Annotated in this window: 29 protein-coding genes; all 29 read left to right on the top strand. The window is 41.0% G+C overall.

All coding sequences use genetic code 11. The features are described from left to right. Positions 1-27: 27 nt before the first annotated feature. The 29 genes from G8782_RS04015 (at position 28) to G8782_RS03875 (ending at position 13,123) form a co-directional block, all read left to right on the top strand. Positions 28-939, top strand: coding sequence for a replication protein (locus G8782_RS04015; protein WP_172369606.1), 912 nt, complete (start codon positions 28-30; stop codon positions 937-939). Between the two features lie 10 nt (positions 940-949). Continuing rightward, complete coding sequence (locus G8782_RS18665; protein ID WP_172369605.1) at positions 950-1,840, top strand: ATP-binding protein; 891 nt, start codon at positions 950-952, stop codon at positions 1,838-1,840. Positions 1,841-1,852: 12 nt separating this feature from the next. Beyond that, positions 1,853-2,392 (top strand): ReoY family proteolytic degradation factor, encoded by a 540-nt coding sequence (locus G8782_RS04005; RefSeq protein WP_172369604.1) that lies wholly within the window; start codon positions 1,853-1,855, stop codon positions 2,390-2,392. Further along, positions 2,389-2,670, top strand: coding sequence for a hypothetical protein (locus tag G8782_RS04000; protein ID WP_172369603.1), 282 nt, complete (start codon positions 2,389-2,391; stop codon positions 2,668-2,670). Before G8782_RS04005 ends, G8782_RS04000 begins: the two co-directional genes overlap by 4 nt. An 11-nt stretch (positions 2,671-2,681) precedes the next feature. Next, positions 2,682-3,086: a hypothetical protein gene (locus tag G8782_RS03995; protein ID WP_172369602.1), complete on the top strand. Its 405-nt coding sequence runs from the start codon at positions 2,682-2,684 to the stop codon at positions 3,084-3,086. Then, positions 3,086-3,691 carry a DUF1642 domain-containing protein gene (locus tag G8782_RS03990; RefSeq protein WP_246231582.1) on the top strand — a complete coding sequence of 202 codons (606 nt, stop codon included), beginning with the start codon at positions 3,086-3,088 and terminating at the stop codon, positions 3,689-3,691. Before G8782_RS03995 ends, G8782_RS03990 begins: the two co-directional genes overlap by 1 nt. Then, positions 3,684-3,872 (top strand): hypothetical protein, encoded by a 189-nt coding sequence (locus G8782_RS03985; protein WP_172369600.1) that lies wholly within the window; start codon positions 3,684-3,686, stop codon positions 3,870-3,872. The genes G8782_RS03990 and G8782_RS03985 overlap by 8 nt, the downstream gene beginning before the upstream one ends. Further along, positions 3,865-4,050 carry a hypothetical protein gene (locus tag G8782_RS03980; protein ID WP_172369599.1) on the top strand — a complete coding sequence of 62 codons (186 nt, stop codon included), beginning with the start codon at positions 3,865-3,867 and terminating at the stop codon, positions 4,048-4,050. The genes G8782_RS03985 and G8782_RS03980 overlap by 8 nt, the downstream gene beginning before the upstream one ends. Further along, positions 4,047-4,217, top strand: coding sequence for a hypothetical protein (locus G8782_RS03975; RefSeq protein ID WP_172369598.1), 171 nt, complete (start codon positions 4,047-4,049; stop codon positions 4,215-4,217). Before G8782_RS03980 ends, G8782_RS03975 begins: the two co-directional genes overlap by 4 nt. Continuing rightward, a complete protein-coding gene (locus G8782_RS03970; protein WP_172369597.1) occupies positions 4,214-4,489 on the top strand; it encodes a hypothetical protein in 276 nt (91 codons plus the stop codon). Before G8782_RS03975 ends, G8782_RS03970 begins: the two co-directional genes overlap by 4 nt. After that, positions 4,486-4,659 carry a hypothetical protein gene (locus G8782_RS03965; protein ID WP_172369596.1) on the top strand — a complete coding sequence of 58 codons (174 nt, stop codon included), beginning with the start codon at positions 4,486-4,488 and terminating at the stop codon, positions 4,657-4,659. Before G8782_RS03970 ends, G8782_RS03965 begins: the two co-directional genes overlap by 4 nt. After that, complete coding sequence (locus G8782_RS03960; protein ID WP_172369595.1) at positions 4,656-4,829, top strand: hypothetical protein; 174 nt, start codon at positions 4,656-4,658, stop codon at positions 4,827-4,829. The genes G8782_RS03965 and G8782_RS03960 overlap by 4 nt, the downstream gene beginning before the upstream one ends. After that, entirely contained in the window at positions 4,826-5,212 is a 387-nt protein-coding gene (locus tag G8782_RS03955; protein ID WP_172369594.1) for a YopX family protein, read from the top strand. The genes G8782_RS03960 and G8782_RS03955 overlap by 4 nt, the downstream gene beginning before the upstream one ends. Then, positions 5,209-5,700, top strand: a complete 492-nt coding sequence (gene ssb / locus G8782_RS03950; protein WP_172369593.1) for a single-stranded DNA-binding protein — start codon at positions 5,209-5,211, stop codon at positions 5,698-5,700. Before G8782_RS03955 ends, ssb begins: the two co-directional genes overlap by 4 nt. A 51-nt stretch (positions 5,701-5,751) precedes the next feature. Continuing rightward, positions 5,752-6,171: a class I SAM-dependent methyltransferase gene (locus G8782_RS03945; protein ID WP_172370204.1), complete on the top strand. Its 420-nt coding sequence runs from the start codon at positions 5,752-5,754 to the stop codon at positions 6,169-6,171. 34 nt (positions 6,172-6,205) lie between these two features. Further along, positions 6,206-6,898, top strand: a complete 693-nt coding sequence (locus tag G8782_RS03940; protein WP_172369592.1) for a sigma factor — start codon at positions 6,206-6,208, stop codon at positions 6,896-6,898. Beyond that, positions 6,895-7,155: a nucleoside triphosphate pyrophosphohydrolase family protein gene (locus G8782_RS03935; RefSeq protein ID WP_172369591.1), complete on the top strand. Its 261-nt coding sequence runs from the start codon at positions 6,895-6,897 to the stop codon at positions 7,153-7,155. The genes G8782_RS03940 and G8782_RS03935 overlap by 4 nt, the downstream gene beginning before the upstream one ends. Before the next feature lie 11 nt (positions 7,156-7,166). Then, a complete protein-coding gene (locus G8782_RS03930) occupies positions 7,167-7,322 on the top strand; it encodes a hypothetical protein (protein WP_172369590.1) in 156 nt (51 codons plus the stop codon). After that, positions 7,288-7,452, top strand: coding sequence for a DUF6011 domain-containing protein (locus G8782_RS03925; RefSeq protein ID WP_172369589.1), 165 nt, complete (start codon positions 7,288-7,290; stop codon positions 7,450-7,452). The genes G8782_RS03930 and G8782_RS03925 overlap by 35 nt, the downstream gene beginning before the upstream one ends. Before the next feature lie 159 nt (positions 7,453-7,611). Further along, on the top strand, positions 7,612-8,112 hold the full coding sequence (locus G8782_RS03920; protein ID WP_172369588.1) for a DUF1064 domain-containing protein: 501 nt from the start codon (positions 7,612-7,614) through the stop codon (positions 8,110-8,112). Positions 8,113-8,117: 5 nt separating this feature from the next. Continuing rightward, positions 8,118-8,348 (top strand): hypothetical protein, encoded by a 231-nt coding sequence (locus G8782_RS03915; RefSeq protein ID WP_172369587.1) that lies wholly within the window; start codon positions 8,118-8,120, stop codon positions 8,346-8,348. Beyond that, positions 8,345-9,322 carry a phosphoadenosine phosphosulfate reductase domain-containing protein gene (locus G8782_RS03910; RefSeq protein ID WP_172369586.1) on the top strand — a complete coding sequence of 326 codons (978 nt, stop codon included), beginning with the start codon at positions 8,345-8,347 and terminating at the stop codon, positions 9,320-9,322. Before G8782_RS03915 ends, G8782_RS03910 begins: the two co-directional genes overlap by 4 nt. Positions 9,323-9,494: 172 nt before the next feature. Next, positions 9,495-10,490, top strand: a complete 996-nt coding sequence (locus G8782_RS03905; protein WP_172369585.1) for a DNA cytosine methyltransferase — start codon at positions 9,495-9,497, stop codon at positions 10,488-10,490. A 16-nt stretch (positions 10,491-10,506) separates the two neighbouring features. Further along, positions 10,507-10,722: a hypothetical protein gene (locus G8782_RS03900; protein ID WP_172369584.1), complete on the top strand. Its 216-nt coding sequence runs from the start codon at positions 10,507-10,509 to the stop codon at positions 10,720-10,722. After that, a complete protein-coding gene (locus G8782_RS03895) occupies positions 10,723-10,863 on the top strand; it encodes a hypothetical protein (RefSeq protein WP_172369583.1) in 141 nt (46 codons plus the stop codon). Beyond that, positions 10,860-11,228 carry a hypothetical protein gene (locus tag G8782_RS03890; protein WP_172369582.1) on the top strand — a complete coding sequence of 123 codons (369 nt, stop codon included), beginning with the start codon at positions 10,860-10,862 and terminating at the stop codon, positions 11,226-11,228. Before G8782_RS03895 ends, G8782_RS03890 begins: the two co-directional genes overlap by 4 nt. Positions 11,229-11,391: 163 nt before the next feature. Continuing rightward, positions 11,392-11,805, top strand: coding sequence for a hypothetical protein (locus G8782_RS03885; RefSeq protein ID WP_172369581.1), 414 nt, complete (start codon positions 11,392-11,394; stop codon positions 11,803-11,805). After that, a complete protein-coding gene (locus tag G8782_RS03880) occupies positions 11,802-12,734 on the top strand; it encodes a hypothetical protein (RefSeq protein ID WP_172369580.1) in 933 nt (310 codons plus the stop codon). Before G8782_RS03885 ends, G8782_RS03880 begins: the two co-directional genes overlap by 4 nt. After that, positions 12,731-13,123 carry a hypothetical protein gene (locus tag G8782_RS03875; RefSeq protein WP_172369579.1) on the top strand — a complete coding sequence of 131 codons (393 nt, stop codon included), beginning with the start codon at positions 12,731-12,733 and terminating at the stop codon, positions 13,121-13,123. The genes G8782_RS03880 and G8782_RS03875 overlap by 4 nt, the downstream gene beginning before the upstream one ends. The last annotated feature ends 7 nt before the right edge of the window (positions 13,124-13,130 follow it).

Below are 13,130 nucleotides of genomic sequence, written 5' to 3'. Positions count from 1 at the left end.
AGAAGATGTAGAAGGATGTGAGGTGAAATGGCTAGTCCACAAACCGAGAACGGATTTACACGGATAGCGAATGAAATACTAGAAGCTGTTCAAATGTATAAATTCACTTTAAATGAACTGAAAATAGTTCTGTGCATATGGCGATATACTTACGGATTCCAAAGAAAATCACACCAATTATCGCTGACGTTCATTATGAATCATACTGGTTTGGGGAGAACAAGGATAAACGATTCTATTAAGAGATTAATTGAGTCGAATGTAATCAAAAAAATGGAGCAAGGTAGAGCAAATTCAACTAATTCTTACATGTTTAACAAGCACTATAACTCATGGAAAATAGAGAAATATGCATCGTTTGGTAGTGTGCAAAATGACACTAGTGTACAAATTGATACTAGTGTACGCAACGATACTGACACTAGTGTGCAATTCGCTACTAATACTAGTGTACAGAACGATACTAGTACTAGTGTGCAGGACGATACCCAAGAAAGAAAGGTTAAAGAAAGTATTAAAGAAAATATTAAAGACAACAGACCGTCGACAGTCGTGATTGATAATTCGTTTGGTGAAATTGTTAATTTCTACGAAATGAACGTCGGACCAATCACGCCACATATTGGAGAAACACTTGGTGAATTCGTGGACGAGTATTCATCGGCATTAACACTATATGCGCTGAAACGAGCAGTAGAATCAAAACCTAGAAATTTAGTTAGTTACACGCAAGGAATATTGCGGAAATGGAAATCTAGCAATCTCAAAACAATTGAACAGGTTGATAGTCACGAAAATAATAGAGTCCCATATTCAAATACTCAAGGGCAAAGCCAACAATCAGTATTCTCCGCATCACCAGAAACACTTGAACGCCAAAGAAGGGACGCGGAAAAATATAAGGATGTCGTAATAGATGACAGCGACTTGCCTTTCTAGGAGGGGTAACGTGCAAGACGCAATGACAAACATATTCAGCATGTTTGGTATTCGGAAAATGGAAGATCTGTACTTTAAGTGTTATCCAGATGATGTTAGTTCGGTGTCAGAAGCTAGGTTGGAAAACGTTAAATGTCCAGTATGCGAGGAAATGACATTAACTTCTTGGGTTTACAAACAAAATGGGGATTGGTTGCAAAAACCTTTAGATTCTATGTGTTCCGATTGCCAAAAGGCAGCATACGCAAAAAAACTTCGCCGATTCCATATTGATAAACGTCAAAAAATAATTGATGCAGACTGGTACTTCATAAGCGAAACGGACGAATCTGGATTCAGAAACTTTTCAACGGTCAATCCAGAAACGAAGGAACAGAAAACAGAACTGATAGCTGCTAAAACAATGGCTTCGGATTACGTCAAGAAATTACTGAAAGGTGAAGTTAAGAATCTTAGAATCTCGGGAACGCCGGGAACAGGTAAAACTCACTTGTCTAAAGCTATTGCAAGGGTGCTGAAACATGAAGGCAAAGACGTGGCATTTATAACTGCAGACAAGCTTTTCGATAAAATAAAAGCGACATTCGGAAACGATCTTGCGAAAGAAAAGTTGTTTGAACAGTTCAGTTCATTCGATTACGTCGTCATTGATGACGTGGGAGTTGAAACGCACAGCCAAAAAGAAATGTCATGGACGATTAACACGTGGGTTAGATTGATAGATCTGCGCGAAGGAAAATCTACTGTTTACACAACAAACTTTGATGAAAAAACACTTCAAAGCACAATTGGCGCGCGGGCCGAATCAAGAATGAGCGAAAATGCTGAACGAATTGCAATTTATACGCCAGAACACGATTACAGGAAGGTGGACGACAAATACAAGGGGTTATTTTACTAAGGGGGGAGAACAATGATTAGCGTACAAACGAAAAAAGAGTTTATCCGTTGGTTTTTAAAGCGATACCAGTTGAAGCGCCGGGAATGTGTATGGATCTTGCATTATCTTTTAAATCACGAGGAAAACTTAAAGAATGTTCACTTTACAGATGAAGCTCATTATTGCCCGCGGGCGATGATTATATCTACAACAAAATCATTAGACATTCCGTTCCGTTTTTACAAGGGAAACTTAATGACTGCCGATGCCGAAAAAACATTTCACGATATGACGCACCATGCGCACGAAAAACTATACATCCAGTTGAACTACCCGAACAAACATATATGTGAGAAGTATGTAACGGTGTTGGAAGATAATCAATATTTGCCAGTCGAAGAAATTGGCAAAGGCGTTAAACAAGACGCGGAACAGTTAATCGTCGAAATGGAAGAAAGACTAGTCAAAGCGGAATACGACAGATTGATAGATGCGGCACTGGACGAACGGGACGATAAAGCGTTTATGTATTTGACGGGGGAATTTAGGAAAATGGGGGAGGAAATGAAGTGATCGACAAGCGTAAAAACGTTTGTTATGTCATTCACATTTACTACATTCGCGCAGATGAAGAGTGCAAACGTAAATTCATTAGTCAACATTCAGCCGATTCAAGACAATTCAAAGCGTTCATGGAGAATTACTTCAAAAATGTATTTCCGGTCAGCGAAAAGAAAATGGGTGGATTAGACGGTGAGGTTTTCAGTCAGAGAACGATCAGTTGGGATGATTGGCAAGACGATAAAGAGGGAGTTTTGGAAGGTATTACGGAAAACGAAAAATGTTATTAGGGGGAAATGAAATGACAGCACACATCTACCAAGAAGATTTGGATTTTTTGCAAGAAGCGAAAGAAGCGTTTGAATCAGATTACACGCTTTTCACGTACCGAAACGATGATGACAGCCTTATCGCATTAAGACGGGGCGAGGACAGGGACTGCATTCACATTTACCGAATCAACGAAGAAGTATTGTTTGTTCATAACGTGATGGAGAGAGCACCTGGGGAAGTGCAGCCGGTAAATAAAGTTCGCATTGATAAAGCGGGAGAGGAAAGGATCAAAAGTTATTTCGAAAAAGCTGTAGAAACTGGACGTAACTTTCGTGTTGGAGACACCAGAAGAAATTACGCGAAAGGTAAAAGGAAGGCAGTGTTAGACATGCTTTCAGTAATCGGAATTAAAATCGAAGGGGTGAATGATTGATGGGTGAAAAAGTGAAAATCCCGCAAAACGTCGCGGATGCGATTGAAAAATTAAGAAAAGTACACTCGGTTTATGGAGTTGTGGCAGCGGTAGCAAAAAATAAGAGTGAATACCCTACGCTTTCCAACTCGATTGATGCGCTTTTAGTTTGGACGCATGAAGAAGAAGGTGACGGATATAACGCCGACAGATTAATTCAGGCCCTTGTCAACGGCTACGAAATCGAACCAAAATACAAAGTTGGGGATTGGGTGGCGAATTTGGATGGTTCGAATATCTTTCCCAAAGGCGATGTAAAAGTCGTAGAGGTTGGCGCGGTCGAAAAGCAGTATATCCGACCATTTGGCGATAAGGCATGGGGATTACCTATTCATCATTTGCGCCACGCAACTTCCGAAGAAATCAAAGCAGAAAAAGAACGTCAGAAATGGGCGGAGATTGAACCTGGGGATGTGCTGATTCATAAGGTGACTGGGGAATACGGGACATTTGACGAATTAGCAGAGCCTTTTGCGATGATCCGTTCAAGTAGAAGTTCAAGTAGTTTCGCGTGGAATAAAGAACACTGCGTACTTTACGCAAAGAAGGTGAACAAAGATGTTTGATTATGTAATCGAGTTCCATAATGGAGAAACCATAAAAATAAAGGGGACAGAATTAAATATAGCGGAATTGTTCGAAGTAGGTTACACGGGCTTGCGAGACAGAAAAGGACACGTTACTTACATCAACGCTAGATATATAAAAAGAATCGATGAAAAAGAAAGAGTTGACCGCGATGCATGAACACATCGTGAATCAACTCATAATCTCCGCGGGCCAATGGAAAAGGTTTGGTGAACCGCAATACCAGCAACACTTCAATGATTTACTGGACAAGCTACGAATCGCAACAGGCACAACACCAGAAGGCGCATTGCAATTAGTACTCGAAACCATAAATCAAAAGGGGGAAGCGGCATGAGTATCGGATCATTCGTAAAACCATCGCGCGAAAGCGAAAAGAAAATCATTATTCAAGACCTTAATTTACTAGGAATCTATGAAACTGTCAAAGGTGAAGCACTAGATACGTTGAGTTATTACTCACTTAGAACACTTCTAGCGGTTGAACAAGCGGTGAGAACATGAGTGTTGAAGCGGACAAATGCAATGTTGAAGGATGCAAGGGTTATGTGGTATTTGAGAATGCTGATTTTGACTTTAACAACTTTAATACAAACAAGACACACGGGGTTTGGACATTCGCTGAACCGACATGCAGCGAATGTGAAAAGGAATTTTTGGTAGTACCTGACTATTCGGTAATCGATGCAAAGGATTTGTGGAATGGCGAGTATGAATATTTAGAATCGGCTTGCATAACCGCATTTGAGAATCGTGAAAAGGAAATAAAGACATGAAACCATGCGAGACGTGTAAAACGCTGATAGGAAGCGGTTACGTCATGGATAACGGGGTTTACTGTCGTCATTATTGCGACGATTGTAAGCCCCAAGAATACAACGAATGGTATCGGATCGGTTACGGGTATTGGACGGTTTGGATTGACGATGAGGGGGTGGCGGAATGAGTTTTAAACAAAAGTTGAATTCAAGTTTTGGAATTCAGTTAATTGTGACTGGATTAGCTAGATTAGTAGAGGAAGAAGGACATTCGCCGCACGAAGCATTTGAAGTGCTGGAAGAAGTTAAACGCAACATATTTCACGCACTGTCTGAAATCAAGGAGGAGAAAAAATGAGGCCAATTAAATTCCGTGCTTGGGAAAAAAGCTTAATCACAGGGCAAACGTTGATGAATCCCGAACCAGAATTTTTTCAAGGTTCGATAAACAAACACTTTTCAAATGGTGGCGGTTTTTTCTCGGAAATTAAATACATGCAATTTACCGTATTGAAAGACAAGAATGGCGTGGAGATTTATGAAGGTGATGTATTAAATAGTATATCTTCTTTCCAAAAAGAAACAGGTCAAGTTGTATTTTATGATGGAGCATTTTGTTTATCTATTATTTCAAGCAGAACTACAAAAAGTAAATCGAAATACTTCTTATCGACTTGTAAAGAATTAGAGGTAATCGGAAACATATACGAAAATCCTGAACTATTGGAGGTTACAGAATGATTAATAGCGTCGTATTAGTCGGCCGCTTAACAAAGGATCCAGAACTAAAGTACACGCAAGGTGGGGTGGCTGTTTGCAGATTCACATTAGCAGTAAATCGCCCGTTCAAGAATGCGCAAGGTGAAAACGAAGCTGATTTCGTGAACTGCGTAACTTGGCGAAAACAAGCAGAGAACACTGCGAACTTTTTAAGAAAAGGCAGCCTAACCGGACTTGAAGGACGAATCCAAACAAGTAATTTTGAAGGCAAGGACGGAAACAGAGTTTTCATGACTGAGATCGTAGCGGATTCAGTTCAATTCTTGGAACCAAAGAACAACAACTCAAATAACACACCTAGCAATCAGTCACAGAGCAACCAACAACAAGAGTATACATACACACAAAATCAACAGCAAAACACTCACAATCAATCGCAGGGCGGTTACAACGTAACGCAAAACAATAACGGGCCGATTGAAGTATCAGATGATGACTTGCCGTTTTAATAAAGGGGTGAAGAGGTGAAACGTATTTTAGATGCTTGTTGCGGCTCGAAAATGTTTTGGTTCAACAAAGACAACGAGGACGTTCTTTTCATGGACAAAAGAGAGGAAACGCATACCTTGTGTGATAATCGAACGCTTGAAATAAAGCCGGATGTAGTCGCAGACTTTCGTGATATGCCTTTCGATGATGATTCATTTTATTTAGTTGTATTCGATCCACCACATTTAATCAAAGCGGGAGAAAATTCGTGGTTGGCCAAGAAATATGGAAAACTAGACGAGTTATGGGAAATCGATATTAAGCAAGGGTTCGATGAATGTATGCGAGTGTTAAAACCGAATGGAACTTTAATCTTCAAGTGGAACGAGGAGCAAATAAAACTAAAAGAAATCTTGAAGGTGATTAAAAAGAAACCACTATTCGGAAATCGTAGAGCAAAAACGCATTGGTTGGTATTCATGAAAGATTAAATCTATGAAACTATGAAATAAGGGGGGTAGCGGGGTGAGCAAACTTATAAATGGGGAACTGCATACCAGGGATTCAATTGTGGTAGCGCATAAAGGGTTGGTGCACACGGAATGTCACAAAATCAAAGCTAGAGCCCGGATGCTAGGACACACATATGAAGATATGGAGTCCGTCGGATTTATCGGACTAATCAACGCATTTGATCGGTTCGACGGCGAGCGAAATATTAAATTTTCTACATTCGCGACTCCACAAATATGGGGAGAGTTGCAAAAGTTTTTAATTAGAAGTAATCCAGGCATTTATTATCCTAAACACATAAAAGAAATTGCTTATAAAATTTGGAGAAATGATGCGGTGGATTTACCCATAAGCGAAACCGCTGAAAAGGTTAGTGAATCGGCGGAAAACGTGAAATATGCCTTAGATTTTTTGAGGAATGGGCAACCTGCACATCTGGAAAACGAAGTAGAGGAAACAGGTCACGAACTACAGGTTATGTTGGGAATATCGGATGACCAGACCGATTTGTATGTTCAAGAATTCGTCGGCACGTTAACGGATCTTGAAAAAGTAGTAATTACGAATCTGATGGTAGGCAAAACAATGAGCGAAATTGCGAGGAGCATAGGGTTCACGCCAGCCTATATCGGTCATATAAGAAAGAACTTGGGGGTTAAATATTTGAAATTTTCAAGTGGAATGAAGAGAGGGGCGAGGGTTTGAATTTAGAAGAACAAGTGGTTCACAGCATCACAGATGAACGATATCGACAAAATGAAAAGTGGGGAATGCAACGTCATGATTACGGCACATGGTTAACAATACTTGTCGAAGAGGTCGGAGAAGTGGCCCAAGCAATGCAAGCGCAAAAAGGATGGGGCAAGGACAGCGACAAGGATGACTTATACGAAGAACTGATTCACGTTGCAGCGGTAGCGGCGGCAATTGCAGAACAAGTACTTGAAGAAAATCAAAACTAGGAGGCAAAACCATGAAAACATGCGAGGAATGTTCAAGTCCAGTACGCGAACCGAATGGTCACTTATGCCACAGACATTTTGAAATCGCCAAGCGGGATCTATTCCGTGACGAAAAGCCAGAGGTGATTCCGGTTGCCGAAGTGCAAACGATGCAAGAAACCACTTAAAACAGCAACAAGCATTAAACATGGTTATGGTCCGATATGCAAGAAGAAACACGATGCGGCAGAAGCGGAATTTCTGAAGCTCCAAATTACGATTGATGAAGTATTGGAGTACCAGACAAAAATGGTTTAATAGTAAGCAGGGTAAGTATTTAAGGGGGCATCTTTACAATGAATCTACAAAATGATAATAAGATGCCCATAATAACATAGTGTACAAGCTTAAAATAACAGCTACAAGTGCTAGAAGTAGTAAAAATCCTATCGGAAAATAGTGCGAAAGAGTGATGAATTGAGAAACCCACAAAAGATAACCAGGTCATCGAAACGCGCAAGAGCTCCAAGGCAGCAAAAGAGAAGTCGGAATTTTAATAACAAAAAAATAGAGCATAACGGAATAACTTACGATTCCCAAACTGAATTTCTTTATCACCAATATTTATTGAAAGAGCCAGCGGTAAAAACAATCGAAGTACAACCAACTTATCAGATAATCGAACCGTACAAAGTCGTTTGCAAGCGTTGTGCGGGCACAGGTAAGTTACCAAGCAAAAAGACGGGCAATCCAATCAATTGCTCGTTATGTCGCGGAAAAACGAAACGTGAGAAGGGTGGAGCCATCTATACCGCTGACTTTAAGGTTACGTACATCGACGGTTACGAAGAAGTGATCGATGTAAAAGGAGGTCCGGTTACCGACGTTTTTTCATTAAGGCGCAGACTCTTTGAAGCTAAAACAGGCATAGAACTAATCATTATTCGGCATAAAAACAATGAATGGATTAGGGAGTGAGCAGTATGGGGCAACTGCAAAAGGTGAATCTAAGCAGATCCACGGCAGAAGATTTAGAAATGGGGATCCGAGAACTTGAAAAGCGTGGTTATGAACTAGTCAAGAAGGGTGTCGAAGAAGATTCACGGGAGGTTTACAACCACACTAACAAGTTAGGCAAGTCAAAGTATGAGTTTGACTTTCGGCACGATATAACGAAGCACAGAGCGGTCATGCAAAGAATGTGGAACGGATGAAGAATCACATCATATTTTTCAGTGGCGGGAAAGCATCATTCACGGTGGCGCATCTGGTCAAAGAAAGGCATCCGAATGACAACATCGTTTTATATTTTACTGATACGAAATGGGAAGACGAGGATCTTTACCGTTTTATCAACGAAGCAAGTGACAAATTAGAGTTGCCGATGCTCACACATTCAATGGGCATCAATCCGGTCGAGTTAATGTTCAAGCAGAAAGTAGTTTTTAACAGCCGAATTGGTAACTGTTCATCAATCTTAAAAATGAAAACGGCTGCTGATTTCATCAAAAAAGGAATCGTCCCGAAAATAGAATCGTGGAGAAATTGGCAGCATTTGAAATCAGAGGACTTTCGAGAGAATCCAATATTGTACTTCGGGATTGGGTGGGAGGAAGCGCATCGAAAAGCGGCAATCATTGAAAATTGGGAACCGTATGACGTGCAAATGCCATTAATTGACGAAGTTATCGATAACGATATGATTCTAGCGAAATACAAGATCCGACAACCAAGATTGTATGACATGGGCTTTTCCCATAATAACTGCAAAGCGCGCTGTGTCAAGGCGGGTCAAGGACATTTCGGAAATTTGAAAGAGAAAATGCCTGATGTATTTAAAGAATTGAAAGAACAAGAATTTTACATGCAGCAATATGTTTCAAGCTATCACATTATCAATAGACTCGAAGAACATGGTTTCGAGGATGATGTGAAAGAGTTATATCTTCAAGACCTGGAAGATTGCTATAAACCGTATTTCGAGGGCAAGCGGAAAAAGCCGATACCATTCATTCCACCGAATCTTCAATTCACGACATACAGCTTTATGAAGAGACAGATTGATAATGACGTATATCCTTACACGTTAAGAGATTTAAGCATTGACATTGAAGAACACGGACATCAGCTGGACATTTTCGATATTGGTGGTTGCGGATGTTTCGTTAACTACGAGGGGGTTTTGTGATGGGACAAGTCACTATCACAGATTCCAGGCCCAAATGGATGCAGAAAGAGGACAGACATATGGCGTGCATGACGCGGTGTCATCTTTATAGGCATTGTCAAACGAGAGTTGGGTATTCGTGCAAGAAGTTGGGTGGTGACGTTATACCGAGAATTAGGAGGGATTGATTTACTTGATTAAGATTTTGGAGTTATTTGGTGGAATCGGGGCGCCGAGGAAGGCCTTAATCAACCTTGGCGTCGACCACAAATCGATAGATTACGTCGAATGGAACGAAAAGGCGGTTCGTACTTACAACGCAATGTTTGATAACCGCTACAAGCCAGAAAGCGTTGTCGGCTATACATTGCAACCGGACATTCTCGTACACGGATCACCATGCCAAGACTACTCGGTAGCCGGAAAGCAATACGGCGGTAATGTCGAGGATGGGACAAGGAGCTCACTGTTATTCGAAACAATAAAAATCACCAAAGGTTTAGGGGAGTGGAAACCTAAAGTGGTGATTTGGGAAAACGTCAAGAATGCATTGTCCAAAAACTTAGTGTCGGCCTTTAATCATTATTTAAGGGATATGGAGGATATGGGTTACACCAATTCATATCAAGTTCTCGATGCAAGAGATTTTGGAATACCGCAGGCCAGGGAAAGAGTTTTCGCAATTTCAATACTGGGCGACAAGGTTTTTGATTTCAATAAGTTGCGAAAAACACCAATGCGACCCATAGAAGACTTTTTGGAAAAGAAAGTGGATGACAAGTACATCATCACGCAACCTAGCATGATTAGCAAGTTGCCAGGGAAACCGATAGTGCCTGGAACATTTGGCGGTCGAATGTTGGACGAAGTGAAGGACTTTGTCTACACGATCACTACAAAGCAAATGCGGTGTCCTAACAGTGGAGTCATAAGAGTTGATGATGAACATTGGAGATACCTAACAGAAAGAGAGTGTTGGCGCTTGATGGGGTTTGATGATTCGGATTTCGATGCTGCACATAAAGAACATCCGTCAAGAAAGGGACTGCTAAACGGCACGCTTTATCATCAAGCGGGAAATAGCATTGTCGTTCAAATCTTGGAATCTATCTTTGAAGTTGTTTTGGCCGAAGATTATGCAACGGATTTGGTTACCGATGAGCACGGCCAACTGGAATTGATTTGTTAAGCGGGAGGGATTGAACATGAGCAATCCAGAAATGGTCGGTAAATCAATTGCTCTTATCATAATGGGAGCCTATTTAATATACAGGTTGCGAAAATTACCTAAGAAGGCAGCGATTTACATGTTGGTGATTTTTGCAGTGATGTTCGCAACATTGCTTTACATGGCGGTATATCATCCCGAAACATACCAGAAAATATCTGTATTTGCTCGATTTACAAAAGGGGGAAATTGAATGTTGACGTTCATAGTAATTTTAGTCTTGGCATTCTTGTTAATCGGGCAACAGGTGAACATAAACAGGCTAGAGGACCGAGTCGAAGATTTAGAGATTGCGTACCTAGAAGAGAAGTTTAAAGGGGTGGATGAAGAATGACAGATAAAGAGCACATCCAACATCAGGCCGATCAGTTGCGGTTGATGGGTAAAAAATATGTTAAGTCAATGACGGAAAATAAGAAACTAAACATGCATCTCAACAGAGGTGTCGCGTTAGTCGATGGGATGACGCTACAAATCGATGAGTTAAGGCAAGAAAACGAGCAACTGAAAGAACAGGTTCGCGTATACGAAATGAAATATGACAATACAGGCAGCATCATGAACCGCAGTCATCAGATTAAAAGGATTGAAGAATTGCAGGACAAGCTCAAAAAGATTGAAGCACTCGTTAATTCGGAGCGTGTGGGGCATCAAGTGAAGTTTGATTTGCAGATTATGTTTAGGGAGGGAGCAGAATGATAAATGAGTATAAGTTTTATGGAGTTTATGGGTTATACGTCGAGGATGTTCATCCGGCAGACAAACAGCACTTTTCACAAATGTTACAACCAAAAAACAAGAAACTACCAAATCAAGTTAGGTGCAATAAGCCAAGATTAGTTCGGAAAGTGGGGATGCGAAGATGAGTAGTGCGTGTGAATGTCATATCAATCCAGAAAAATGCAAGTGTTGTTTGAATAATTATGAAACGAATGCGGAACGGTTGAAAAAGGCGAAGGAGTGGCATCACGATCTTAGGCAAACATTAGTGGTTGCGGATCTCGATGAAAAGAACAAAAATGTAGTTCGGAATTACGCCGACACTCTGAAAGGTTTAATCGAACAAGCTGAACGATCTTCGAGGTTAGTAGAAATACTGCGCAGTAATAAAGAAGTGACGACGCATAGAGTTAAGCGGCTGAAATCGTTAGAAGACGAAAACAAGCGATTGCGAAAAGGGTTAGAAGAAATATTGAAACCGTTAAATCAAACTCCGTATGAAAAAGAACACACTTACAGAACGTTAGCACGCGAAGCATTGGAGGGGACGAAATGACTAAAACATTCGAACAACAGGAAGTTGCAGAACGAGCAGAACGCATGAAAGAAATGAAACTGATCGCCAAGCTAAGAGCCGCTAGATGCAACGTGTGCAAAGCCGATAAAAACGCAGACTGCGGATGCGATGCCAGCAAGGAATTGAAGAAAATATCCCAAAAACGAAAGGGGCAGGTCGAAGTGGTAAAAGCAAAAGTTGGGGGAGTTTGCTTTAAAGATGGGGTTATCACGGTCGAGAAATACGAAGATGCCAAGCGATTGAGTATGTCCGATAACGTCATCATGGATCAGTTGGGGTGGTACAGGGCCAAAATGTACAAGTGGAAAAATGATAACGGATTGGTTAAAGCACAGAAAAGAACGATTGATTCAAAAATGCTGATGCCTACAGTGGCAGAACCAGTGTACCCGGCGCATCCGAAAAGCGAATTTGATAAAGCGCTTGAAAAGGAATACAAGCAATTGAAAGAGAAGCACGAAGAATTACTTAAAGAACTATTGAGATTCGCAGACTATCATGAATTACAGAATGAAAACATGGTGCTAAAGGTTAAGTGTGAAGAAATGCATCAAGAAGTGAAATCTTTGCCGACGAAAAAACAACTCGAAACCGCAGAGCATTACGTGAATCAAACGCAAAAACTCAACGAAGCATTGCAAGGACAAGTTGACAAACTAGCAAAGGAATTGGAAGAAACAAAGAAAAGTCAGTCTGGAAATTGGAGGGAGCTAGAAGCGCAGGTTAAGAGTGACCGCGAAGAATATGAGAAGTTGGCGAGAGATTACGAGAACCTGGAAGAAAGCTATCAAAGGCAGAGGCGACACATCGATTTATTGCTCGAGGAAAGCGATCGTGTGAATCAACTGAACGTGTTGCTTATGCAGAATACGCTGAAAGTGGTTGAAAGGGTGGGTGACATTGCATGAGAACCAGAGCGGACAGACAAAGTTCATTGATGATGAAGGTACGGAGAATTAAACTGTTGCAGGAATTGGACGAACTCACGCCAAAGTTATGCAATAAATGCTATCCAGTAACCAAAGTATTGAAAAGTGGCGGGTGTGATTGCCAGGCATCGCTACGAATAGCGGGAATAGGCGAGGAATTGCTCGAACTAGTAAAAACGCCGACGAGCGCGTTACTAGGGCAGCTCGACGGCATGAAGTTTGAAGACTTCACAGTTGAATTATACCTGGTTCTCGACGAAATGGGAATCAACGACAAGATAATTTGTTCGAGATTGCAAATTGGAACGATGCGATTTATGGAATGGAAACGGGAAAATGAGTTGGTTAGACAAGTCGTAACGGCGTAGTTAAGGG

Origin of the sequence: Sporosarcina jiandibaonis (assembly GCF_013184495.1) — a bacterium.
Classification (GTDB): Bacteria; Bacillota; Bacilli; order Bacillales_A; family Planococcaceae; genus Sporosarcina; species Sporosarcina jiandibaonis.
Note: the sequence above shows the minus strand (reverse complement) of the source record. Positions and strands in the feature narration are given on the sequence as shown.